The sequence below is a fragment of the Brevundimonas nasdae genome, assembly GCF_019395145.1.
In the GTDB taxonomy this organism is placed as follows: domain Bacteria; phylum Pseudomonadota; class Alphaproteobacteria; order Caulobacterales; family Caulobacteraceae; genus Brevundimonas; species Brevundimonas nasdae.
The window spans coordinates 2,286,718-2,308,285 of sequence record NZ_CP080034.1 but is presented as its reverse complement, the minus strand read 5'-3'; the positions used below and the strand labels follow the sequence as shown (position 1 = coordinate 2,308,285).

Here is a 21,568-nt window from a genome sequence, read left to right as displayed (position 1 = left end):
GATATACGCACAAGGCCGGTGTTTAGGAGGCCAAAGTTTATCCATTCTGAGCTTTTTAGGTATCTGGAATATCGAAAAATACATTATTTCGACTATGCTGTTGCGGTGGCGGATCCTCGTGGGCATGGACTTCATGCCATTGCGCGTCGGATAAACCATGGTCGAGGTGATGGCTTAACTCTATGCCTCTATGACGAGTCATCCAATGACAGAGGGTGGGTCGAAGAAGCTAGACGAACCTTACGTCGGTCAAGGCTATTTAGGGCTGAACTGAGTCCAGCTGCTTTAGCTTAAGATCGACCAGTCTACAGCCGCCCCTTCCTGAACCGCTCCTGCGCCTCCGCCGCCGCCTCCTTGCGCCATTTCTTCGGGGCTGAGCGATCCACCTCTTCGCCTGCGCCGGTCAGGGCTTCGTTGGCGAACTCCAGGTCCATCAGCTTCATGCGCTTGATCTCGTCGCGCAGGCGGGCGGCTTCTTCGAACTCTAGGTTGGAGGCGGCTTCGCGCATGCGGCCTTCCAGATCGCGCAGGGCGGCCTGGAAGTTGGTTCCGACGAAGGGTTTGGAGGCCTCGGCCACGCCCGGCTTGGTCAGGCGGTCCAGGTCGCGGGACTCATAGGGGCTTTCCAGGATCTCCTTGATGTCGCGCTTGACGCTTTCGGGCGTGATGCCGTGTTCGGTGTTGTAGGCGACCTGACGCTCGCGCCTGCGGTCCGTCTCGGCGATGGCGCGCTCCATACTGCCGGTCATGCGGTCGGCATATAGAATGACGCGGCCGTCGACGTTGCGCGCGGCGCGGCCGATGGTCTGGATCAATGAGGTCTCGGAGCGCAGGAAGCCCTCCTTGTCCGCGTCCAGAATGGCGACCAGCCCGCACTCGGGGATATCCAGACCCTCGCGCAGCAGGTTGATGCCGATCAGACAGTCGAACGACCCCAGCCGCAGGTCGCGCAGGATCTCGATCCGCTCCAGCGTGTCCACGTCCGAGTGCATGTAGCGGACGCGGATGCCCTGCTCATGCATATATTCGGTCAGGTCCTCGGCCATCTTCTTGGTCAGGGTGGTGACCAGGGAGCGGTAGCCGGCGCGGGTCGTGGCCTTGACCTCGTCGATGACGTCGTCGACCTGGTTGCGGGTGGCGCCCGAGACGGGGCGGATCTCGACCGGCGGGTCGATCAGGCCGGTAGGGCGGATGACCTGCTCGACAAAGACGCCGCCCGCCCGCTCCATCTCCCACGGGCCGGGGGTGGCGCTGACGTGAACCGTTTGGGGCCGCATGGCGTCCCATTCCTCGAACTTCAGCGGGCGGTTGTCGATGCAGGAGGGCAGGCGGAAGCCGTACTCCGCCAGCGTCGACTTGCGCCGGTAGTCGCCCCGGAACATGCCGTTGATCTGGCCGATGGTGACGTGGCTCTCGTCCACGAACAGCAGGGCGTTGTCGGGGATGTATTCAAAGAAGGTGGGCGGCGGCTCACCCGGCGCGCGGCCCGTCAGCCAGCGGGAATAGTTCTCGATCCCCGCGCAGGAGCCGGTGGCCTCCATCATCTCCAGATCGAAGCGGGTGCGTTGCTCCAGCCGCTGGGCCTCCAGCAGCTTGCCGTTCTCGACCATCCAGTCCAGCGTCTCCTTCAGCTCCGCCTTGATGCCCAGGGTCGCCTGGTTCAGCGTCGGGCGCGGGGTGACATAGTGGCTGGCCGCATAGACGGTGATCTCGGTCAGGTCGGCGGTCTTCTTGCCGGTCAGGGGATCGAACTCCTGGATCGCCTCCAGTTCGTCGCCGAACAGGCTGATGCGCCAGGCGCGGTCCTCAAGGTGGACCGGGAAGATCTCGATCACGTCGCCGCGTTTCCTGAACATGCCCCGGTCGAAGTTCAGGTCGTTGCGCTTGTACTGCAGCGCGATCAGGTCGGCGCGCAGCTTGGCCTCGTCAATCTGGTCCCCGACCTTCAGGCTGAAGGTCATGGCGGTGTAGGTCTCCACCGACCCGATGCCGTAAATGCAGCTGACCGAGGCGACCACGATCACATCGTCCCGCTCCAGAATCGCCCGCGTCGCCGAGTGCCGCATCCGGTCGATCTGCTCGTTTATTGACGAGTCTTTTTCGATGTAAGTGTCTGTTCTTGGAACATAAGCTTCCGGTTGATAATAGTCGTAGTAGCTGACGAAATACTCGACCGCATTGTCCGGGAAGAAGGCCTTGAACTCGGAATAGAGCTGGGCCGCCAGGGTCTTGTTGGGCGCCAGGATCAGAGCCGGGCGCTGGGTCTGTTCGATGACCTTGGCCATGGTGAAGGTCTTGCCCGAGCCGGTGACGCCCAGCAGCACCTGATCCCGGTCGCCCGCCTCGGCCTGAGCCACCAGTTCGGCGATGGCGGCGGGCTGGTCGCCGGCGGGGGTGTATTTGGTCTCCAGCCGGAAGACGCCGCCCTTCTTGGTTCCCTCGCGCGAGGGGCGGTGCGGCGCCCAGCCCGCAGGCGCGGCGACCGGCTCCTCCGGCGTCAGGCGCGGGCCGGTGACGGGGGCGAACATCGGCATGGCCTTCGCGGGTTTTCCCGTCTCGCGCATGAACTGAGCCGATGCCTCCTGCACGCCGGGGTTCGGCACATGGACGGGCTTGGCGATCTGGGGCGCGGACGACTTCGGCGGTGCGGAACGAGGCATGAACAGAACTTAGTGTGCAGGGCGAGTACGCGCCAGTGCAGCCGGATGACCTCTATCCAGCAAACAATGATTTTCTAAATCATGCTCAATTTGAGACTTCAGGATAAAGAGTACAATGGAAGGCTAAATTACTTCAATATATCGACGCAATACCAACAATATCGAACACAATGCGGCCTAAATCGACAATTGTTGTCGCTCTCTGGTTCAAATGTTGTCAAAAATGCCGCACCTTTTCGAATAGCGTTGCTTTTTGGACTTGTTTTGGTTGCTGTTAACTTGGGTATTGCATAGCCATGATTGCACCAAAGACACGACACGATCGAACATTGGTACGTAATACACCGTTCGCGTAACGATGTGTTTCCTGTTCACCGTTCATAGGTATAGGGATATATGAGTACTCGTAAGAATCTCCTCCTCAGCACGACAGTAGTCGCTGGGGCTGCTGCTGTTTCTCTGACGCTGCTTTCGTCTGGCGCTGCTTTTGCGCAGGCGGCTGCGACTTCGGTTAACAGTCAAGCTTCGGACGTTGACGAAGTTGTAGTTGTCGGTTCGCGCATCCGCCGCGACAATTATAATGCGCCGTCGCCCACGCAGGTCGTGACGCGCGAGGAGGCGACCCTGCAGGGCTTCGCTTCGACCACTGAGGCGCTGCAAAGCACGGCTGTCACCGGCGGCACGTCGCAGATCACCAATGCCTACGGCGGCTACGTTGTGAACGGCGGCGGCGGCGTCAACACCATTGGCCTGCGCGGAATGGGTCCGAGCCGCACCCTGGTGCTGCTGAACGGTCGTCGCGTTTCGCCCGCTGGTTCGCGCGGTTCCGTCGGCGCAGCCGACCTGAACGTCCTGCCGACCGCGATGATTGATCGCGTTGAAGTCCTGCGCGACGGCGCGTCGTCGGTGTACGGCTCTGACGCCGTGGCTGGCGTGGTCAACATTGAAACCCGCAAGAACTTCGAAGGACTTGTTTTCGAAGCTCAACGTAATGAGCCGCTCGAAGCCAATGGCGCAGGCGGATCGACCCGTTTCTCGCTGACGGCAGGCGCACGTGGCGACCGCTGGCGGGCCGCTGGCTCGATCGAGCATTATGATCGTGACGAACTGACTCTGCGCGACCGCGCGTTCACGCGTTGTCAAACGGACGGTTTCCTGCAGGGCGAAGACTATATCGACCCGCTGACCGGCAAATCGAAATGCTATCCGATCACCACGACCGGTTCGAACGGGTCGGCGATCAACTCGATCGGAACGAGCTTCGCGACCGGCGTTGCTGCGCAGGGCGCAGTTGGGACCTCGTTCAATCGCTGGCGTCCTAACTCCGGCGTGAACTCAGGGGTGATCGGCTTTGAAGGCGTCGGCGGCGGCGCCAACAATCTGAACGTTCGCGACACCTTCGACGACCGTATGCTCAATGAATCGCTGATCTCGCCGGTCGAGATCACCACCATCTATGGTGAAGGCGGTTATCAACTTCATGCGCTGGGTAACGCCGAACTCTACGGCGAAGTCCTGTTCAATAACCGCAAGTCGTCGCAGACGGGCTATCGCCAGCTGGCGCTGGACTATGCGAAGGGCAGCCCGCTGATCCCGTCGAACCTGGCCTTCAGCACCTTCTCCCCCGATCAGGGCCTGAACCAGGATCAGGATGTGGGTGTTCGCGCCTTCATCGGCTTCGGCAATGACACCTCCAAGCAGGAAGTGAACTTCTCGCGTTACGTGGTAGGCCTGAAGGGCGACTTCTTCCTGCCCGACTGGCGCTATGATGTGTCGGCCAGCTATTCGCGGTCGCGCTCGGACTACACGAGCGAGCAGTTCCTCACGGACCGTCTGATTGAAACCCTGGATGTGGTCAGCAATGGTGCGGGCGGCTTCGAATGCCGTGCACTGGCGTCTAACCCCGGCTGTATCGCTGCACCGGCGCTGTCCAGCAGCGTTGTCGGCGGCAAGCTGCCCAAGGATTGGGTCGATTACGTCTTCCGTCCGGTTCGCGGTACGACCGAGTTCACCGAGACCATTCTAAGCGCCGGTATCGACGGTCCGCTGTTCAGCCTGCCCGCAGGTCAGGTCGTCGGCTTCTTTGGTCTGGAATATCGCAAGTCGGAAATCGATGATACGCCAGGTCTGGATTCCCAAACGGGCAATACCTACAACTACTCGACGTCGGCGATCACTCGTGGTTCCGACTCGGTGTGGGAAGCCTTCGGTGAAATCGAAGCGCCTCTGTTGCGGGATGCGCCGTTCGCCAAGGAGCTGACGCTGAATGGTTCGTTCCGTTACACGGACTATGATTCCTACGGCGACGACACGACCTACAAGATCGGTCTGGTCTATCGCCCGATCGACTGGATCACGGTTCGCGGCACCTACGGCACCTCCTACCGCGCACCGGCGCTGTTCGAGCAGTTCGTTGGCGCAACGACCGGCTTCCAGTCCAGCACTCAGGATCGTTGCAACAACTATACTGCCCCGGGCGTCAACCCGAACCGCGTAGCCAACTGTACGGCTGAAGGTCTTGCTGCCGACTACCAGTCCACGCAGAGCGTTAGGGTCATCACCGCTGGCGGTGCTGATGCGGGTCTGAAGGCGGAAACCTCCACCAACAAGACCATTGGTCTGGTGCTGCAACCGCCGCTTCCGTCGGGTTGGGGTGATCTGGCCTTCGCCGTCGATTACTATGAGATCGAGGTCAAGAACGGCGTTGATCGCACCGGGTTCTCCAACATCCTGACGCGCTGCTACGATTCCAACCCTGCCGATTTCAATGCAGATGTTGGCTTCTGCCGCCTGGTCGAGCGTGACTCGGTTACGCATGCCCTGACGGTCCACGACAGCTACGTGAACCTGGCTACCGACATCGTGAAGGGGCTGGATTACACGGTCCGCTATCGCAAGGACGTTGGTCCTGGCACGGCGCTGTTCAACCTGGCCATCACTCAATACACGGAAGTCTCGAACAAGCTGTTCGAGGACGATCCGCTGGAAGACTACAAGGGGATGATCAACAACCCCGAGTTCACCGGCACGGCTGACGTCTCCTATGCGTGGGACAAGTGGCGGGTGCGTTACGGTGTTGAGTGGGTCAAGGGCACCGACAGCTATGCCTATTACGAGGAAGATCCGGCGACGAGCCAGTACGACCTCGCGGTCGGCGACTACTGGCTGCACAACGCCTCGGTTCAATACTCGGGCGAAGGCTGGACGCTGACGGCGGGTGTTCGCAACCTGTTGAACGAAGATCCCCCGACCATCTCGTCGGGCGTGTATAACCGGATCGGCAACGCTCCGCTGTACTCTGGCTACGACTACCTGGGCCGTACGGCCTTCCTGAACCTGACCAAGTCGTTCTAAGTCGGACGAACCTTCGGGTTGGAAATTTGGGCGGCGGACTTCGGTCCGCCGCCCTTTTTCTTTGCGCGGAGGGTCGGCGCGCGCGGATGTGAAGGCGCGTGCTTGACTCCCTCACACAGTATGTCTCATACACTGTGTGTCGCACACTATGCGGCGCATGGAGTGGCGGCGGGTGAGTCAGGATGAGGAGCTTCTGTTTGAAAGCCTGCGGCTGGAGCTGCGGAGGGGGTCGCTGATCCTGGCGGTGCTGGCCAGTCTGAGGCGCGAGCAATACGGCTATTCGCTACGGGTCGCGCTGGGCGAGGCGGGGATCGAGATGGAGGAGAGCACCCTCTATCCGCTGCTGCGCCGTCTGGAGAGCCAGGGCCTGCTGGACAGCGAATGGCGTGAGGAGGACCGCAGGAAGAAGCGGTTCTATCGGCTGTCGGGGCGGGGCGAGGCGATGCTGGCGCGGCTGGCGACGGAATGGCGCGGGCTGTCGGCCTCGCTGGAGAAGATGCTGTGAAAACGGAAAATCAGACGGGAGAGGCCGGGATGGACCTGGTGGAGCGTTATCTGAGCGCCGTTGCGGCGCAACTGCCCAAGGATGTGCGCGAGGACATCGTCGCCGAACTGCGCGACGAGATCATGGGGCGTCTGGAGGCGCTGGAAGGGCGTCTGGGGCGGGCGGCGACGGATGATGAAGTCGAGGCTCTGCTGCGCGAGGTCGGGCATCCGCTGACGGTGGCGGCGCGCTATCGGTCCGGCCCGCAGGCGCTGATCGGGGCGGAGCTTTATCCCTGGTGGTGGTTCGCGGTGAAGGTGGCGCTGATGGTGCTGGTCTGCGTGACGGTGCTGGGCGCCGTGGCGCGGGTGGCGACCGGCGACATCTATGTCGGCAAGGCGATCGGCCAGGCGATCAACGGCTTCATCAGCGGCGGCTTCACCTTGGTCGGGGTTCTGACCGTCATCGGCTTCTTCATCGAGCGGCAGGACAGGAAGCCGAAATTCATCTCGGAATGGCGGGTCAAGGATCTGGCTCTGTTCGAGATCGGCAATCTGGACGCCGAGACCTGGGGCGAGCGGCTGGCCAAGGGAGATTGGTCCGGGCCCAAGGCCCAGAAGGGCGTCGAGGTCCGCAAGAACGCCCAGATGTCGCCGGCGGCGCGCGCGGTGGCCAGCGCCATCGGCTGGACGGTGCTGCTGCTGTGGTGGACCAATCTGACGCCGATCACGCCGGTCCGGCCGCAGGACCTGGCGGGCGTGATCAGCGGCGTGGACTATGGCGTCATCCTGCGCGGGATTGTCGAGACGGCGTACTGGCCCGTGATCGTCTTCGCCCTGGCGCGGATCGCCTTTGACATCACGCGGGCGGCGACGGGATCGCCGGTGCGTCTGACGGCCTTGGGCGACCTGGTGTTCGCCGCGGCGACGGCCTGGGCCATGTGGTGGCTGTTCTTCCATTCGCCGCTGAGCCCGCTGATCTGGGTTCCGACGGCGGAGGCTTTCTGGCAGCGGGTCGTGGACCTGTTCCGCAGCGGTGACTTCCAGGTGGCGACCGTGATCATGATCGCCGTGGTCTGGGGCTATATCGCCGAGGTGTGGCGCATGATCAAATCGACGGCGCGGCTGATCGTGGGGCGCGAGTCCTGAGCAGCCGAAGTCCGGCCCCGGTTGCAGCCGGGGCCGGTGCAGGTCAGCGGATCGAGGAGACCCTGTTGGCCATGCCGACACGGTTCAGATCGCCGGTTGAGCGGCTGATCGTGGTGCAGCGTCCGCGATAACGAGCGTCTTCGCAGATCTGGACCCGGCCGCGGATGACCCGGATCGAGCGGATATTGTCGTTGAAGCCGCGATGGTCGGCCAGATTGTCGATGGGGTGGCGGATGCGAAGCTGCTGCCCGCTGTAGTTGGCGCGGGTGTAGGCGATGACTTCGAACGCGCCGCCGGACGGAGGACGTGGAGGCTCAGGCGGGCGTGGGCCGGGGCCGGGCGGCACGGGCGGGCGAGGACCGCCGCCGCCAGGACCGCAGCGCAGATAGCCGTTGTCGTTGCGGATGTCGCTGCCGCGACAGCTGTTGGTGTCCAGGGTCGAGGAGACAGGCGCGCCTCGCTCATTGGTGCATTGGGCGCGTAGCAGATTGCCGTTCAGGGATATGCCCCGACAGGTCTGCTGGTACGAGCCGGGCGGAACGCCGCCGCCGGGCGGGCGGGGCGGACTGGTGCGTTGCTGGGCGGAGGCGCTGAAAGCCATCGCGGCGACGGCGCCGATGACAACGAGATGAGGCAGGCGAACCACGGCGTTACTCCCTCTTTTTTATGTGCAGACGGGGTGAGGCTATGCCTGTCGCGATCTGAGCGCGAATCGAATCTCGCTGGGCTTGAACATCGGTGCAGGCGATCCATGTCCGAAAACCGCGAGACATGAGGCGGGCGAGCGCCCATCTTGTCCGACATGGAACAGATGCTGGATCAGGAAGCCTGCTGGCGCGCCGTGGTGGCGCGGGACGTCCGGTTCGACGGGCGGTTCTTCACCGGCGTGCTGTCGACGGGGATCTATTGCCGCCCGGTGTGTCCGGCGCGGACGCCCAATCGCGGCAATGTGGTGTTTCACCCCACGGCGGCGGCGGCGCAGGAGGCGGGTCTGCGCGCCTGTCTGAGATGCAGGCCTGAGACGGCGCCCGAGATGGGCGCCTGGCGCGGCACCTCCAACACCGTCAGCCGGGCCCTGGCCCTGATCGAGGCGGGGGCGCTGGATACGGGGGACGCCGATGCGCTGGCGGCGCGGCTGGGCGTGGGCGAACGGCATCTGCGCCGCCTGTTCCGCCAGCATCTGGGCGCGGCCCCGGTCAGCGTGGCCCAGACGCGGCGGGTGCTGCTGGCCAAACAGCTGATCCACGACAGCGACCTGTCGATGGCCGAGGTGGCGATGGCGTCCGGCTTCGGCAGCGTCAGGCGGTTCAACGAGACATTCCAGGCCCTGTACGGCCGCCCGCCTTCCGAACTGCGCCGTCGCACGGTGAACGAGGCGCGCGGCGAGGCGGTGCGGATCAGTCTGGCCTATCGCCCGCCCTATGACTGGGACGCGATGATCGCGGCCCTGGGCGCACGGGACGCGGACGACGAGGCGGTCGAGGCGGGCGTCTGGACGCGGCGCCTGACGCCGGACACGGACGGGACGCAGGGCTTGGTGTCGGTCCAGCCGGGCGCGGCGAACCGGCTGGCGGTCCAGGCGCGGGTGTCCGAGCTGAAGGCTCTGCCGGGGGTTCTGGCGCGGGTGCGGCGGGTGTTTGATCTGGCCGCCGACCCAGAGGCCATCGCCCATGACCTTTCGCACGATCCGGCGCTGGCGGCGGCGATAGAGGCGCGGCCCGGTCTGCGCCCGCCCGGAGACTGGATCGACGCGGGCGAGGATGCGCCCAGCGACCGGCTGGCGACGACGGATGCGGCCCTGACGGCACGGGCCGAACACTGGAGGCCGTGGCGCGCCTATGGGGCGCTGTACTGGAACACGATCAAGGAGACGCGTGATGACGAAGCCGCTTGAAAACCTGATCCTGACGCTGGACCGCATCGGTTCCCCGGTCGGCGAGGTGCTGGTGGCGACCGACGCCCAGAGCGCGGTGCGGGCGCTCGACTTTCATGACTATGAGGCGCGGTTCCTGCGTCTGCTGCGCCGCCATTATGGCGAGGTGACCCTGGTTCCAGGTTCTGCGCCAGAGCCTGTGCGGCGGGCGGTTCAGGCCTATTTCGGCGGCGATCTGTCGGCGTTCGACGGCGTCGAGGTGAAGACCGGCGGCACCGATTTCCAACGGTCGGTCTGGCGGGCGCTGCGCACCATTCCGGCAGGCGAGACCTGGACCTATGGACGACTGGCTGAGGCGGTCGGATCGCCCAAGGCGGTGCGGGCCGTGGGTCTGGCCAATGGCGCCAACCCCATCGCCGTCATCGTGCCCTGCCACCGGGTGGTCGGCGCGAACGGAACCCTGACCGGCTATGCCGGCGGGCTGGAGCGCAAGCGCTGGCTGCTGGCGCACGAAGCGGGCGGGCGGCTGATTTAATTCAGCGGCTGAGGCGGGGTTGTCGATGCGGGGGCGACGAAGTTGATCGCCGTCGGCGGCGCACCCGCCTGAAGCTTGTTGATGTAGTCCAACTCACGCTTGGCGTTGGCGTCATCCTCGTCAATGGCCAGCGCGGCCTCATAGGCGGCCTTGGCTTCATCCAGACGGCCCAGTTCGATCAGGCTGAAACCGCGTCGGCGATGAAAGGCATCATCGTGCAAGGTCAGCAGGATGTCGTCGCTGTCCAGAGCTTCGTCGGCAAGGGCCAGAGCCTCGTCCCAACGTTGCGCGCCTTGCAGGGCGACGATTTTTTCCGAGAGCAGCAGCCAGTTGGCCGGTTGGATCTTCAGGGCGCGGTCCAGATAGGCGAGGGCTTCGTCGTAGCGTCGGCCTTCCACAGCCTCAGAGGCCAGCAGAAGGGCGATGTCGCCATAGACATTCGCAAGCGTGATGGCGGCCCGGGACTTGCCGGTATCGTCGGGCGCGGACAGCATGACCATCATCAGCAAGACGTCGCCGCCGTCGCTCAGGCGCGCGACGCTTGTTTCATGCTGAACGACCACCTGGGCATAGTCGTCAGGCATGCGGTCAAACGCAGCGCGTAGAGCGGGTAGATGGCGGGTCAGACCCGCATAGCCGCGCGACTGAAAATCCTTGATTGCACGGTCATAGGTCTGAGCGTCGCGAACCTCCTGACGGGTCTGGAAGTTGGCGGCGCGAAGCTGCGCCGTCTGAGCGGTTGCGGGTGCGGAAACGCTCAAGGGCGCGGTGGCGAGCACAAGGCTGGCGGCCAGGATGCGAAGCATGAAGTGCGTTCCTGTCTGTTTGGAACGCCAGAGTAAGCATGAATACCCGTATTTGGCGAGGTTGGCTTCAGCCCATGGTGAACCGTTCCGGCGGCAGGGCGGCGGGGGTGAAGCGGCCCTGGCGGACGGCGCCGCGGAACGGATAGGCGCGGTTGATGCGGATGCCGACCGAGGCGCGGCCCGGTCCCTGCGGCTTGAAGGCCAGCGGCGCCTCGCCCTGCAACACGCCGTTGACATAGGCGCGGTAGGTCGCGCCGTCGAACGTCTGGGCCACATGGCTCCACTGGCCCAGCGGGTGGATGCGGTCGGGGAAGATCAGCGGCTGGCGATAGCCGGGACCAAGGGCGAAGGTGTCCAGATACCAGCCCTGTTCGACGACCCTCACCTCGAACAGCATCCGCGCCTCGGGCGCATCTGGCGCGGGGTCGCTTTCCAGATGGAACCACCGCTGTTCGAAGGCGCCGCCGTCGGGGCGGAACAGGGCTTCGAAGGTGAAGGTCCTGGCGCCCGCCAGCGGATGATTGTCGATGAACAGGGCGTCGCCCGCGCCGTCGAACCAGACGGCCTGACCCCACGGGCTGTCGATCAGGCGCGGCGCGCCCTCGACCGTGGTTCTGAAACCGCCGATGTCGGACAGCCGGTCGAAGGTCCAGACGGTCTGGTCCGCCGCCAAGCCCGCGCGGGGCCAGCCGGTTTGGGGCAGGGCGGCGCAGGCGCTCAGGCCGACCGGCGCGGCCAGCAGCGCCCGTCGGCTGAGACGGAACGCACTTTCGTCAGGCGACGCCGTCAAGGAACAGGCGGCAGGCGGGGTTGGCGGTCTCATCGACATAGGGATAGCCCAGCAGGGCCAGGGCGTCCTCCAGCAGATGCTGTTCCTGCGGCGGCACGCAGATGCCCGCCAGCACCCGCCCCACATCGTCGCCGTGGTTGCGGTAGTGGAACAGGGTCATGGCCCAGGCCGGCTGCAGGCTGTTGAGGAAGCGCAGGAAGGCGCCCGGCCGTTCGGGGAACTGGAAACGCAGGATTCGTTCGTGCGGCAGGCCGACGGTGCGCCCGCCGACCATGTAGCGGACGTGCAGCTTCGCCGTCTCGTTGTCGCTCATGTCCTCGACCGCATAGCCCCCCGTGCGCAGGCTCTGGATAAGATCGTCGCGTTCGTGAGGACCGTCGCGTAGGGCCACGCCGACGAAGATCTGGGCCAGGCCGTCGCCGGACCAGCGATAGTTGAACTCGGTCACCGAGCGGCCGTCCAGGCTGTTCAGGAAGCGGCGGTAGTCGTCGCGGTCGTCCTTCATCGCCACGGCCAGCAGGGCCTCGGCGCCCTCGCCGATCTCGGCCCGTTCGGCGACGTGGCGCAGGCGGTCGAAGTTGACGTTGGCGCCCGAGTTGATGGCGATCAGGCTGCCCGATCCCGGATGGGCGGCGGACCAGGCCTTCAGCCCCGCCAGGGCCACGGCGCCGGACGGTTCGGCGATGGCGCGGCTGTCGTCGAAGATGTCCTTGATGGCGGCGCAGATGGCGTCGGTGTCCACCAGCACGATCTCGTCCAGCAACGCGTTGCACAGGGCGAAGGTCTGGTCGCCCGCACGGCGCACGGCCACCCCGTCGGCGAACAGGCCGACTTCGTTCAGGGCGACCACCTCGCCTGCGTCGATGGCCGATTTCATGGTCGGGGCGTCCACCGGCTCGACGCCGATGACGCGGGTTTCGGGACGCAGGAACTTCAGTATGGCCGCAACCCCCGCCGCCAGACCGCCGCCGCCGATGGGCACGAAGACGGCCTCGATGGGGTCGGCGTGCTGGCGGGCGATCTCCAGCCCGACGGTGCCTTGCCCCGCGATCACGTCGGGATCGTCGAAGGGGTGGATGAAGGCGGCGCCGGTCTGGGCCTCCAGATGGCGGGCGTGGGCATAGGCCTCGTCGAAGCTGTCGCCATGCAGCACGACCTCGCCGCCCAGGGCGCGCACGGCGGCGACCTTGATGCCCGGCGTGGTGGTCGGCATGACGATGGTCGCGGGGGTGTTGCGACGCGCGGCGGCCAGGGCCACCCCTTGCGCATGATTGCCCGCCGAGGCGCAGATGACGCCCCGCGCCAGCTCCGTCTCCGACAGATTGGCGATCTTGTTGTAGGCGCCGCGGATCTTGAACGAGAAGACCGGCTGCAGGTCCTCGCGCTTCAGCAGGACGGGCCGGTCCAGCCGCGCCGACAGGCGGCGCAGCGGATCAAGCGGGGTCTCCTCCGCCACGTCGTACACGCGGGCGGTCAGGATGCGGCGGATGGTGTCTTGCACGTTTCTATCGAATTTGAGGCGATGCCCGGATTGAATGTGTCGATAGGGGCGTGTGCGCCCAAGGTCGAGCAAAAACGGTGCCGGACCTCGGGCGCGGTCAGATCAAGTCGGCCTGCAGCCGGTTGGCCCACAGGGCGGCGCGTTTCTTCAGCTCGTCCTTGCGCGCCATATCCGACAGATCGGGCGACAGCCGGTCCAGCTGTTCGAAGCGGAAATCCTCTGGCGTATGCGCCTTCCACGCCTGCTGGAGCGAGGCGAAGGGGCTGGCGCCCTGTTTCAGGGCGAACCACAGCCCGTTCTGCTGGGTGTCGATATGGCGGCTCTGCCCCACCCAGGTCTGGCCGGTGGCGGTGCACATGACGGCGAACACCCCCGCGATCGTGGGGCGTTCCTTGTAGGCGGCGATCAGGTCTTTGCGTGCGGCGCCAGTCATGGCGATCTCCTATTTATCCGGGTTAAATGCCAGATAATATGATCCGGGTAAATATCTAGCGTCGCCAGCAAGATAATTTGGTTGCGAGTGTAACCTGTAGGTTATATGTAACCTGCAGGTATCGTTATTGAGTGCATGGACGTGGTGGATCAGGTCGAGGTCGAAAAACGAAAAATGCTGGTGAGCGCGCGCTTGATGCGGCGCCGGCGCGAGGGGGTGATGCTGGGCTGTTTGGCGGCGGGGGCTTTGATCTTGATGGTCATGGCGTTTCAAAACCCAGTGCCGCCTCTGGTGGCGATGGTCGCCGTTTCCCTGTCTCTGACTGTCCTTGGGCTGACGTGCCTGCTGTTCTTCGACCTCTGGGGGCGTCGTGACGCCGATCGAGATGCGCTCAGGGAGGCCTGGGATCGAGATCAGGTGCAGAGCGCCGAGGCGTTGCAAGTTGTCGTTATGGCGGCGTTTGGCCTGCTGTACATGACGTTCGGTGTGAGGGCGGCGTGGCAGATCGCATTACAGAATGGCGATCTGGCGGACTGGCAGGCGGCGGTGGTTTCTTTGGCCTTGCCAGCCGTCGTCATCAAAATGATCTTGAGCGGCAAGAGGGTGCAAAGGCGACCAGGCGCCGCCGAGAAAGATGCTGACGAACTGACGATCCATTTCCGGCGCAGCGCCGTCACCTGGTCTTTTGTGGCGGCTTTGATCGCGATGGCCGGGGTCTATATTGCAGGTCTTATCAATGCGCCGCTGGCGACGGCGGGGATGCCTGTCGTATTCGAGATTTCGGCGCTCACCGCCGCGCTTCGTTACTGGTGGCTGGACCGGCAGGCGTCACGTGGCTGAGCCCAGATTGATCGTGCGTTTGAAAGAAGTGCGCACGGCGGCGGGTTTGACCCAGCAGGAGCTGGCGGATCGCGCCGGGGTTTCCCGCAAGACGGTGAACACTATCGAGAACCGCATTTTCACGCCCTCGGTCGTGGTGGCCCTGACCTTGGCGAAGGCGCTGGACGCGCCGTTGGGCGCACTGTTCGAACTGAGCGATTAAAGTTGTGACTTGCGCGCCAGCCGCATCGGCCTACATTGTTCCTGCTTATGCTAACTTTGAGCATAAGGGTTGTGGGAGGATGGTCATGGCGGATGGCGCCTTTGGTCTGACGAAGGAACTGGAGCGGGAGACCGCCGGGGTGTGGGCCAAGGTCAAGGACCATGTCACCCCGATGGAATGGCCCGAACAGGCCCGGTTGATCAGCGAAATCAACCGGCTGAAGGTTGAGCGCAACGCCGTCATCCTGGCCCACAACTATATGACGCCCGAAGTCTTCCACGGGGTCGGCGACTATGTCGGCGACAGCCTGGGCCTGGCCAAGGAGGCCGCGCGGTCGGACGCCAAGGTGATCGTCCAGGCGGGCGTTCACTTCATGGCCGAGACGTCGAAAATCCTGTCGCCGGAAAAGACCGTTCTGATCCCTGATCTGCGCGCGGGCTGTTCGTTGGCGTCCTCGATCACGGGGGCGGACGTGCGGTTGATCAAGCAGCGCTATCCCGGCCTGCCTGTCGTGACCTATGTGAACACCACGGCCGACGTGAAGGCCGAAACCGACATCTGCTGCACCAGCGCCAACGCCGTTCAGGTGGTGGAATGGGCGGCGCGCGAATGGGGCGTGGACCGCGTCATCCTGATCCCCGACGAATATCTGGCGCGCAATGTCGCCGCCCAGACGACGGTGGGCGTCCTCGCCTGGAAGGGCCGGTGCGAGGTGCACGAACGCTTCACCGCCGCCGACATCGCCGAGATGCGCGCCGCCTATCCGGGCGCTGAAATCCTGGCCCACCCCGAATGCCCCGAGGACGTGATGGCGGCGGCGGACTTCGCCGGATCGACGGCGGCGATGATCGACTATGTCGAGGCCAGACGGCCCAAACAGGTGGTCATGATCACCGAATGCTCGATGGCGTCGAACGTAGCGGGCGACGTTCCGGGCGTGCAGTTCATCGGCCCGTGCAACCTGTGCCCGCACATGAAGCGGATCACGCTGGAGAATATCCGGGACTGCCTGCTTCACATGCAGTTCGAGGTGACCGTGCCGCAGGATATGATCGAACGCGGGCGTCAGGCCGTGCAGCGGATGATCGACCTGCCGCCGCCTGTCGTCCCGGCGCGCTATGACCTGATCAAGGCCAAACACCACGTCGCCGTTGAGCTGATCTAAGGCCATGGCGCGGCGATCCGTCCCCTGTGCGGAAGGGTCGCGTGCGCCCATCTGGACGCCATGAGCGACATCGACACACCTATCCGCCGTCCCGGTCCCTGGGATCCCAAGCCTGAAGACCTGGCCGTGCGCAAGGACGCGCCCAAGGACTTGCGTGGGCCGCAGTCCGAAACCGGCGCGCTGGACAAGGGCCAGAGCCCCGGCTGGGCCGTGATCTCCACCCTGCTGATGGGCGGCTTCCTGTGGTGGATCACCGGCAGCTGGGTCGTATCGGTGGCGGTGGTGTTCGGCCTGTTCGTCCACGAATACGGGCACGTTCTGGCGATGAACAAGGTCGGGATGGGCCCGGCGCGCATCTATATCATCCCCTTCCTGGGCGGCCTGGCCAAGGGGCAAAGGGCGCCCAACAGCGAGTGGCACGGGGTGCTGGTGTCGCTGGCGGGCCCGGCGTTCGGGCTTCTGGCCATGGTCCCGTTCGTGGGCCTGTGGGCCGTAACAGGTCAGGGCGAGTGGCTGTTGGGCGCCTTCTTCATCGCCATGCTCAATCTGGTGAACCTGCTGCCTGCGCCGCCGCTGGACGGGTCAAAGGCGCTGGGGCCGGTGCTGGCGCGGGTGCATCCGCGACTGGAGCATCTGGTGCTGCTGGCCATCGGGGTCGGGGTGGTGCTGTGGGGCGTCTCGACGGGGCGCTACATCCTGGCGGTTTTTCTGGCCATTTCGGTCTTCGGCCATCTGAAGCGCGGCGTCTGGCGTGAGGAATGGGGCCAACTGAGCTGGCCCGAGGCGGGCAAGAGCCTGGGGCTGTTTCTGGCGACGGCGGCGGTCTGTGCGGCGGCGGCGATCGGCGCCCTGCTGCCTCTGGCCGACGGATCGGCGGTCGAGGCCGTGAGGTTCGGCCTGAACTATATCGGAGTACGCGTGTGAGCCGAGTTCGACATGACGGGCCTCTGGTCGTCGGCGCAGGTCTGGCGGGGCTGTCGGCCGCGCTGGAGGCGGCGAAGGCCGGCGCAAAGGTGCTGGTGGTCACGCCGGAGCCCTTGCTGAACGCCTGTTCGTCGGCCTGGGCGCAGGGGGGCATGGCGGCGGCCCTGACGGCGGAGGATTCCGCCGAACGCCACGCCAGGGACACTGAGGCGGCGGGCGCCGGTCTGGTCGAGGCCGAGGCCACGCGCGCCCTGACCGAAAACGGGCGCGAGACGGTGGAGTGGCTGGCGGCCCTGGGCGCGCCGTTCGACCGGGATGCCGACGGCGGCTTCGTCGTCAGTCTGGAGGCGGCCCATTCGGTCGCGAGGGTGGCGCGGGTCGGCGGCGACGGCGCGGGCCGGGCGATCCTGACGGCCATCGTGGCGGCCGTGCGGGCCGAGAAGCGGATCGAGGTCTGGGACGACGCGCGGCTGAAGGGCCTGCTGCGGGACGCCGACGGACGGGTGGTCGGGGCGCTGGTCGCGCGCGGGCCGGGCGGAAAGCTGACCCAGATCACGGCGACGGCGGTCGTGCTGGCCACCGGCGGGGCGGGCGGCCTGTTCGCGGCCACGACGACGCCTGCGGCCCTGAAGGGCGAGGGCATGGCGCTGGCCGCTTTGGCGGGGGCTGAAATCCTCGATCCCGAGTTCGTGCAGTTCCACCCCACGGCCATCGACGTCGGACTGGACCCCGCGCCTCTGGCGACCGAGGCCCTGCGCGGCGAGGGGGCGCGGCTGATCGACGGGCAGGGCGCGTTTCTGCTGGGCGAAGAGGATGATGCGGACCTGAAGCCGCGCGACGTGGTGGCGCGCGCAGTCCATGCGGCGCGGGCCTCTGGACGCGGGGCCTGTCTGGACGCCCGCACGGCCATAGGCGAGGCCTTCCCGCACGAGTTTCCGGCGGTGTTCGCCGCCTGCATGCGCGCCGGTCTGGACCCGCGCGTCAGCCCCATTCCGGTGATGGCGGCCTGCCACTATCACATGGGCGGGATCGCCGCCGATGCGGACGGACGCACGACGGTTCCGGGCCTGTTCGCCGTGGGCGAATGCGCGGCGACGGGGGTGCATGGCGCCAACCGTCTGGCGTCCAATTCATTGCTGGAGGCGGCGACCTTCGGGCGGCGCGCGGGCGTGGCGGCGGCGGCTGAGGCGGGCGGCGGCAAGCCCCTGCCTGCCGCAGCGGGGCCGGACCTGCCGGATGAAGCGATGGCGGAATTGCGCGCGGGCATGACGGATCGTGCCGGGGTGGTGCGCGACGAAGCGGGTCTGTCGCATCTGATCGCCCTGATCGACCGGCTGGAGGGCCAGCATGGATCGGCGGCGGCCCTGCTGGCGGCGCGGCTGATCGTGCAGGCGGCGCTGGACCGGCATGAGAGCCGGGGCGGGCATTACCGCGCCGACTATCCCGAGACGGCGGTGGTGGCGCAACATACGCGGGTGCGGCTGGTCCAGCCCGCGATCCTGGCGGTGGCGGAATGATGCGGACCCTTCCTGATCTGATGATCGAACCCGTGGTGCGGATGGCCCTGGCCGAGGATCTGGGCCGTGCGGGCGACATGACGGCCCAGGCCTGCATCCCCGAGGGCGCGCGCATGAAGGCGGCCTTCGCGGCGAGGAAGCCTGGCGTACTGGCGGGGATCGGCGCGGTGCGTCTGACCGTTCTGGCGCTGGACCCCAAGGCGACCGTGGACGTGCGTTTGAGCGACGGCGCGGCGTTTGAGGCGGGGGCGGTGCTGGCGGTGGTCGAGGCCGATGCGCGGGCGTTTCTGTCGGCGGAGCGCACGGCCTTGAACCTGCTGGGGCGGCTGTCGGGCGTGGCCACCCTGACGCGCGCCTATGTCGAGGCGGTCGCGGGGACGAAGGCGCGGATCGCTGACACGCGCAAGACGACGCCGGGCCTGCGCGCGCTGGAGAAGCACGCCGTCGCCTGCGGCGGGGGGATCAACCACCGCTTCGGGCTGGATGACGCCATCCTGATCAAGGACAACCACGTCGCCGTCTGCGGCGGGGTCGCCCAGGCGGTGCGCCGGGCGAAGGCCTTTGCGCCCCATCTGATGAAGGTGGAGGTCGAGGTCGACGGGCTGGATCAGCTGGACGCGGTTCTGGCCCTGATCGACGAGGGCGCGGCGCCGGATGTGGTGATGCTGGACAACTTCAGTCTGTCGGACCTGCGCACGGCGGTGGCGCGGGTCGCGGGCCGGATCACGCTGGAGGCGTCAGGCGGGGTCGATCTGACGACCGTGCGCGGCATCGCGGAGACGGGCGTGGACGTGATTTCGGTCGGGGCGCTGACCCATTCGGCGCCGGTGCTGGACATCGGTCTGGACGCGCTCTGAAGCCAGGCGCGTCCAGTTACGATGATGTCAGGCGGGCGTAGCGGCCGTGGCGGCCTCGGTCTTGGGCGCCGTCTGAGCGGTGCGGGCCGGTTGAACCGCAGGCTGAGGGCGCGGGGCCGGTGCAGAGGCGGCGGCGACCGGGGCGGCGGTTTGCGGCGCTTGTGCGCGGGGCGCCGGGGTTTCGGCCTTGGGTGCGGCGGCGGCCGGCGCTGCGGCGGGGCGCGGGGTTTCGGACCCTGACAGGCCTTCCTGGGCCAGGACCAGCGAATAGGCCACGGCCTGTCCGGCCTGACGGGCGGCCTCGACCGGATTGATCCCGGCCTGGATCAGGCGCGGCTGCTCACCCCCCGCGGAGGGACGCGGCGCATAGTTGAACGCATCGCTGGAGCCCGAGCGGCCGCCGAAGCGATAGAACAGGTGGCTGCCCACCTGGCCGACCTGGATCAGAGAATTGCGCCACGTGGGCGACACGCCGGTGGTGTGGAAATGGGTGGCGTTGCCGACGCTGGCGAAGACCGAGCCGGACATGGCGCCGGACGCCACGGCGCGGGCGCGGTCCCAGGCGGCGCGGTTGACGCCGCCGCGCATGACGCCCGAGCAGGTGAAGGAGAACTGGCAGCCCGAACCGCGGGCGGCGCCCTGGAAGACGACGCCGCAGATGGTCTTGGGGAAGGCCGGGTGGCGGACGCGGTTCAGGACCACCTGAGCCACGGCCTTCATGCCGTCTCGGCCTTCGCCGCGCGCTTCGTAATAGACAGCCTGGGTCAGGCAATCCAGGTCGCGGCTGGCGTCCAGGGCGTGATCCATCTGGAAGGGGCGCGCGCCGGTCGGTGCGGTGACGTTGACCTGGCGGAGGCCGTTGTCGGCAGGGGCGCGGAGTTGTTCGAGGCGGGCGGCCAGAAGCTCGGCCTGGCGGTCGCGCTGGGCGGAGCCTGCGCTGGTGTAGGGGTCGTGTCGTCTTGCAATCGTCAGGGCGCTGGCGTCCAGACCGCCTGCGGCGGCGGCCAGGGCTTCTTCGGTGAAGCCGGCGGCGGTGGCGCCCTGAATCCGTTCAGCCTGGACCCGCAGCGTCGTCGCGCGGGCCGTCATGCCGCCCAGATAGGCGCTGCCGATCGCCAGTCCCACGAGCCCGCCAAAGGCCGCGGCCGCCGTCATGGGCTTGATCTTGGCCACACGTTCGGCACGCGAAACGGCGCGCGTCTGCGAGGAATGCGACAACGAGGTAGTCCTGTTAAGCAGGGCGAGAAACGCAGCCCCCGGGGTAGTCTCGCCAGCCGGGCGACTCTGCGGTCGCTGTTCCAGCCTGCAAATCCGGCGCTCGGCTCGATGGGCCCGGGCGTCGGAGGACGGGCCTATATACCGCTATTTGTGACCGGAATGTGGTTGATTCGCAAGATGTTGGATAAGGCCTAGAAACCAATAGGTATTTTTTCGGGTTATCCGAGATTGTGGTCGTATTTGGTTTAATTTCGGACAATCTATCGCGCGAATACTGTATTCCGATACACGCAGGTTGTTCGTTATTTGCGCCATATCGTTGAAGTCAGCTTATCCAATTGTGACAGTTGTTCGTGGCGTGTCGGCTTCTGTATTCGGGGGTTTGTTTGCGGTGGAACGAACCTGTCGGGTTCACGTTGAAGCTTGGCCCCTGGAGGAAAAAACACATGACCCGTCCGATTGTCTTGACCGCCGCCGTCTTCAGCGCCCTGGCGCTGGCTGCCTGCGGAGCCACTGTTGAACAGAAGGCCGCCACGGGCGCCGTCGCCGGGGCCGTCGTCGGCGGCCCGGTTGGCGCAGCCGTGGGCGGCGCCGCTGGAACCGCCGTCGGCCAGGCCCAGAAGCCCAACTGACGTCTGCACAGGGTCGCGCCCTTGCCTTTGGCGAGGCGCGACCTATCTGCATCACTGCGCGCGGATCGGCCCCCGATCCGCCCGAAGCCGCGTGTTCGTTCATGACGAACCTTGATTTTGCCGCTGGTTTCGGTTTTGTGCGGCCCGCTCCGGCCGTGCGTTTTCGCCGCCTGACCCCCCGACGGCCGCTTTCGGCCGGACCACAAGGAACCTGAACGCTTTCGCATGAAAGATTTGAAGACCGGATTCACCGACCGCCTGACCGCCCAGCAGGAAGCCAAGAAAGCCCTGCTCGCCAAGTTCAAGCCGAAGGCCGCCGCCCCCGACCCCGAATTCGAGCGTCTCGCTGAAAAGCGCGCCGCCGAGAAGGAAGCCCTGCGTCAACAGCACGAACTGGCCAAGGCCGAGCTGCGCCGTGAAAAGGCGGAAAAGGAAGCCGCCCGTCTGGAGGCCGAACGCCTGGCCCAAGAAGAGATCGACGCCGAGAAGCGCGCCGACCGCAAGGCGCGCAAGCAACTGACCAAGGAAGAGCAGAAGGCCAAGCGCGACGCGCGCTACGCCGCCCGCAAGGCGCGCCGCTAAGACAGGTCTGTCTGTTCAGGGATCGACGCGCTGCGGATTCGCCTCTG

General features: G+C 65.9%; 20 protein-coding genes. 13 read left to right on the top strand and 7 right to left on the bottom strand.

Annotated elements, in window-relative coordinates; all coding sequences use genetic code 11:
• Positions 1 to 305: 305 nt before the first annotated feature.
• Positions 306 to 2,660: an excinuclease ABC subunit UvrB gene (uvrB, locus tag KWG56_RS11255; protein ID WP_219354822.1), complete on the bottom strand. Its 2,355-nt coding sequence runs from the start codon at positions 2,658 to 2,660 to the stop codon at positions 306 to 308.
• Positions 2,661 to 3,263: 603 nt separating this feature from the next.
• Here uvrB and KWG56_RS11250 point away from each other — a divergent pair.
• The 3 genes from KWG56_RS11250 to KWG56_RS11240 all read left to right on the top strand — a co-directional run bounded on the left by KWG56_RS11250 (position 3,264) and on the right by KWG56_RS11240 (position 7,646).
• Positions 3,264 to 6,014, top strand: a complete 2,751-nt coding sequence (locus KWG56_RS11250; protein WP_244999487.1) for a TonB-dependent receptor domain-containing protein — start codon at positions 3,264 to 3,266, stop codon at positions 6,012 to 6,014.
• Between the two features lie 157 nt (positions 6,015 to 6,171).
• Positions 6,172 to 6,519 (top strand): PadR family transcriptional regulator, encoded by a 348-nt coding sequence (locus KWG56_RS11245; protein WP_236261010.1) that lies wholly within the window; start codon positions 6,172 to 6,174, stop codon positions 6,517 to 6,519.
• Positions 6,516 to 7,646, top strand: a complete 1,131-nt coding sequence (locus tag KWG56_RS11240; protein WP_244999486.1) for an HAAS signaling domain-containing protein — start codon at positions 6,516 to 6,518, stop codon at positions 7,644 to 7,646. The genes KWG56_RS11245 and KWG56_RS11240 overlap by 4 nt, the downstream gene beginning before the upstream one ends.
• A 43-nt stretch (positions 7,647 to 7,689) precedes the next feature.
• On the opposite strand, the gene KWG56_RS11235 is transcribed toward KWG56_RS11240, so the two are convergent.
• The gene (locus KWG56_RS11235) at positions 7,690 to 8,292 is read right to left on the bottom strand and encodes a beta/gamma crystallin-related protein (protein ID WP_201096600.1); all 603 of its coding nucleotides are present in this window, start codon (positions 8,290 to 8,292) and stop codon (positions 7,690 to 7,692) included.
• 156 nt (positions 8,293 to 8,448) lie between these two features.
• Between KWG56_RS11235 and KWG56_RS11230 the strand changes: the two genes are divergently transcribed.
• Positions 8,449 to 9,540 carry a bifunctional transcriptional activator/DNA repair enzyme AdaA gene (locus tag KWG56_RS11230; protein ID WP_219355281.1) on the top strand — a complete coding sequence of 364 codons (1,092 nt, stop codon included), beginning with the start codon at positions 8,449 to 8,451 and terminating at the stop codon, positions 9,538 to 9,540.
• Positions 9,524 to 10,054, top strand: a complete 531-nt coding sequence (locus tag KWG56_RS11225; protein WP_244999485.1) for a methylated-DNA--[protein]-cysteine S-methyltransferase — start codon at positions 9,524 to 9,526, stop codon at positions 10,052 to 10,054. The genes KWG56_RS11230 and KWG56_RS11225 overlap by 17 nt, the downstream gene beginning before the upstream one ends.
• Here the strand turns inward: KWG56_RS11225 and KWG56_RS11220 are convergent.
• From KWG56_RS11220 to KWG56_RS11205, 4 genes are all read right to left on the bottom strand, one after another.
• Positions 10,051 to 10,860, bottom strand: coding sequence for a tetratricopeptide repeat protein (locus tag KWG56_RS11220; RefSeq protein WP_219354820.1), 810 nt, complete (start codon positions 10,858 to 10,860; stop codon positions 10,051 to 10,053). The two genes, KWG56_RS11225 and KWG56_RS11220, sit on opposite strands and share 4 nt — an antisense overlap.
• A gap of 67 nt (positions 10,861 to 10,927) precedes the next feature.
• Positions 10,928 to 11,650: a LamG domain-containing protein gene (locus KWG56_RS11215; RefSeq protein WP_244999484.1), complete on the bottom strand. Its 723-nt coding sequence runs from the start codon at positions 11,648 to 11,650 to the stop codon at positions 10,928 to 10,930.
• Complete coding sequence (gene ilvA / locus KWG56_RS11210; RefSeq protein WP_219354819.1) at positions 11,634 to 13,151, bottom strand: threonine ammonia-lyase, biosynthetic; 1,518 nt, start codon at positions 13,149 to 13,151, stop codon at positions 11,634 to 11,636. The genes KWG56_RS11215 and ilvA overlap by 17 nt, the downstream gene beginning before the upstream one ends.
• Positions 13,152 to 13,248: 97 nt before the next feature.
• Positions 13,249 to 13,584: a GIY-YIG nuclease family protein gene (locus KWG56_RS11205; RefSeq protein WP_219354818.1), complete on the bottom strand. Its 336-nt coding sequence runs from the start codon at positions 13,582 to 13,584 to the stop codon at positions 13,249 to 13,251.
• 135 nt (positions 13,585 to 13,719) lie between these two features.
• Here KWG56_RS11205 and KWG56_RS11200 point away from each other — a divergent pair, with 135 nt between their 5' ends.
• The 6 genes from KWG56_RS11200 (at position 13,720) to nadC (ending at position 19,089) form a co-directional block, all read left to right on the top strand.
• Entirely contained in the window at positions 13,720 to 14,424 is a 705-nt protein-coding gene (locus KWG56_RS11200; protein WP_219354817.1) for a hypothetical protein, read from the top strand.
• Positions 14,425 to 14,437: 13 nt separating this feature from the next.
• On the top strand, positions 14,438 to 14,626 hold the full coding sequence (locus KWG56_RS11195) for a helix-turn-helix transcriptional regulator (RefSeq protein ID WP_317134887.1): 189 nt from the start codon (positions 14,438 to 14,440) through the stop codon (positions 14,624 to 14,626).
• An 85-nt stretch (positions 14,627 to 14,711) separates the two neighbouring features.
• On the top strand, positions 14,712 to 15,791 hold the full coding sequence (nadA, locus tag KWG56_RS11190) for a quinolinate synthase NadA (protein WP_219354816.1): 1,080 nt from the start codon (positions 14,712 to 14,714) through the stop codon (positions 15,789 to 15,791).
• Between the two features lie 60 nt (positions 15,792 to 15,851).
• Positions 15,852 to 16,715: a metalloprotease gene (locus tag KWG56_RS11185; RefSeq protein ID WP_219354815.1), complete on the top strand. Its 864-nt coding sequence runs from the start codon at positions 15,852 to 15,854 to the stop codon at positions 16,713 to 16,715.
• Positions 16,712 to 18,232: an L-aspartate oxidase gene (locus tag KWG56_RS11180; RefSeq protein WP_219354814.1), complete on the top strand. Its 1,521-nt coding sequence runs from the start codon at positions 16,712 to 16,714 to the stop codon at positions 18,230 to 18,232. The genes KWG56_RS11185 and KWG56_RS11180 overlap by 4 nt, the downstream gene beginning before the upstream one ends.
• On the top strand, positions 18,229 to 19,089 hold the full coding sequence (gene nadC / locus KWG56_RS11175) for a carboxylating nicotinate-nucleotide diphosphorylase (RefSeq protein ID WP_219354813.1): 861 nt from the start codon (positions 18,229 to 18,231) through the stop codon (positions 19,087 to 19,089). The genes KWG56_RS11180 and nadC overlap by 4 nt, the downstream gene beginning before the upstream one ends.
• A gap of 27 nt (positions 19,090 to 19,116) precedes the next feature.
• Here the strand turns inward: nadC and KWG56_RS11170 are convergent, their stop codons facing one another.
• The gene (locus tag KWG56_RS11170; protein WP_244999482.1) at positions 19,117 to 20,307 is read right to left on the bottom strand and encodes a cell wall hydrolase; all 1,191 of its coding nucleotides are present in this window, start codon (positions 20,305 to 20,307) and stop codon (positions 19,117 to 19,119) included.
• A 446-nt stretch (positions 20,308 to 20,753) separates the two neighbouring features.
• Between KWG56_RS11170 and KWG56_RS11165 the strand changes: the two genes are divergently transcribed.
• Complete coding sequence (locus tag KWG56_RS11165) at positions 20,754 to 20,939, top strand: hypothetical protein (protein WP_201096621.1); 186 nt, start codon at positions 20,754 to 20,756, stop codon at positions 20,937 to 20,939.
• Between the two features lie 225 nt (positions 20,940 to 21,164).
• The gene (locus KWG56_RS11160) at positions 21,165 to 21,521 is read left to right on the top strand and encodes a DUF6481 family protein (RefSeq protein ID WP_201096623.1); all 357 of its coding nucleotides are present in this window, start codon (positions 21,165 to 21,167) and stop codon (positions 21,519 to 21,521) included.
• Positions 21,522 to 21,568: the final 47 nt, after the last annotated feature.

What these genes read in the sequence shown, in the direction of transcription:
- KWG56_RS11245 (WP_236261010.1), top strand. Translation starts at nt 6,172, where the DNA reads ATGGAGTGGCGGCGGGTGAGTCAGGATGAGGAGCTTCTGTTTGAAAGC.
- KWG56_RS11200 (WP_219354817.1), top strand. Translation starts at nt 13,720, where the DNA reads ATGGACGTGGTGGATCAGGTCGAGGTCGAAAAACGAAAAATGCTGGTG.
- KWG56_RS11205 (WP_219354818.1), bottom strand. Translation starts at nt 13,584, where the DNA reads ATGACTGGCGCCGCACGCAAAGACCTGATCGCCGCCTACAAGGAACGC.
- KWG56_RS11220 (WP_219354820.1), bottom strand. Translation starts at nt 10,860, where the DNA reads ATGCTTCGCATCCTGGCCGCCAGCCTTGTGCTCGCCACCGCGCCCTTG.
- KWG56_RS11160 (WP_201096623.1), top strand. Translation starts at nt 21,165, where the DNA reads ATGAAAGATTTGAAGACCGGATTCACCGACCGCCTGACCGCCCAGCAG.
- KWG56_RS11165 (WP_201096621.1), top strand. Translation starts at nt 20,754, where the DNA reads ATGACCCGTCCGATTGTCTTGACCGCCGCCGTCTTCAGCGCCCTGGCG.
- nadC (WP_219354813.1), top strand. Translation starts at nt 18,229, where the DNA reads ATGATGCGGACCCTTCCTGATCTGATGATCGAACCCGTGGTGCGGATG.
- nadA (WP_219354816.1), top strand. Translation starts at nt 14,712, where the DNA reads ATGGCGGATGGCGCCTTTGGTCTGACGAAGGAACTGGAGCGGGAGACC.
- KWG56_RS11185 (WP_219354815.1), top strand. Translation starts at nt 15,852, where the DNA reads ATGAGCGACATCGACACACCTATCCGCCGTCCCGGTCCCTGGGATCCC.
- KWG56_RS11230 (WP_219355281.1), top strand. Translation starts at nt 8,449, where the DNA reads ATGGAACAGATGCTGGATCAGGAAGCCTGCTGGCGCGCCGTGGTGGCG.
- KWG56_RS11225 (WP_244999485.1), top strand. Translation starts at nt 9,524, where the DNA reads ATGACGAAGCCGCTTGAAAACCTGATCCTGACGCTGGACCGCATCGGT.
- uvrB (WP_219354822.1), bottom strand. Translation starts at nt 2,660, where the DNA reads ATGCCTCGTTCCGCACCGCCGAAGTCGTCCGCGCCCCAGATCGCCAAG.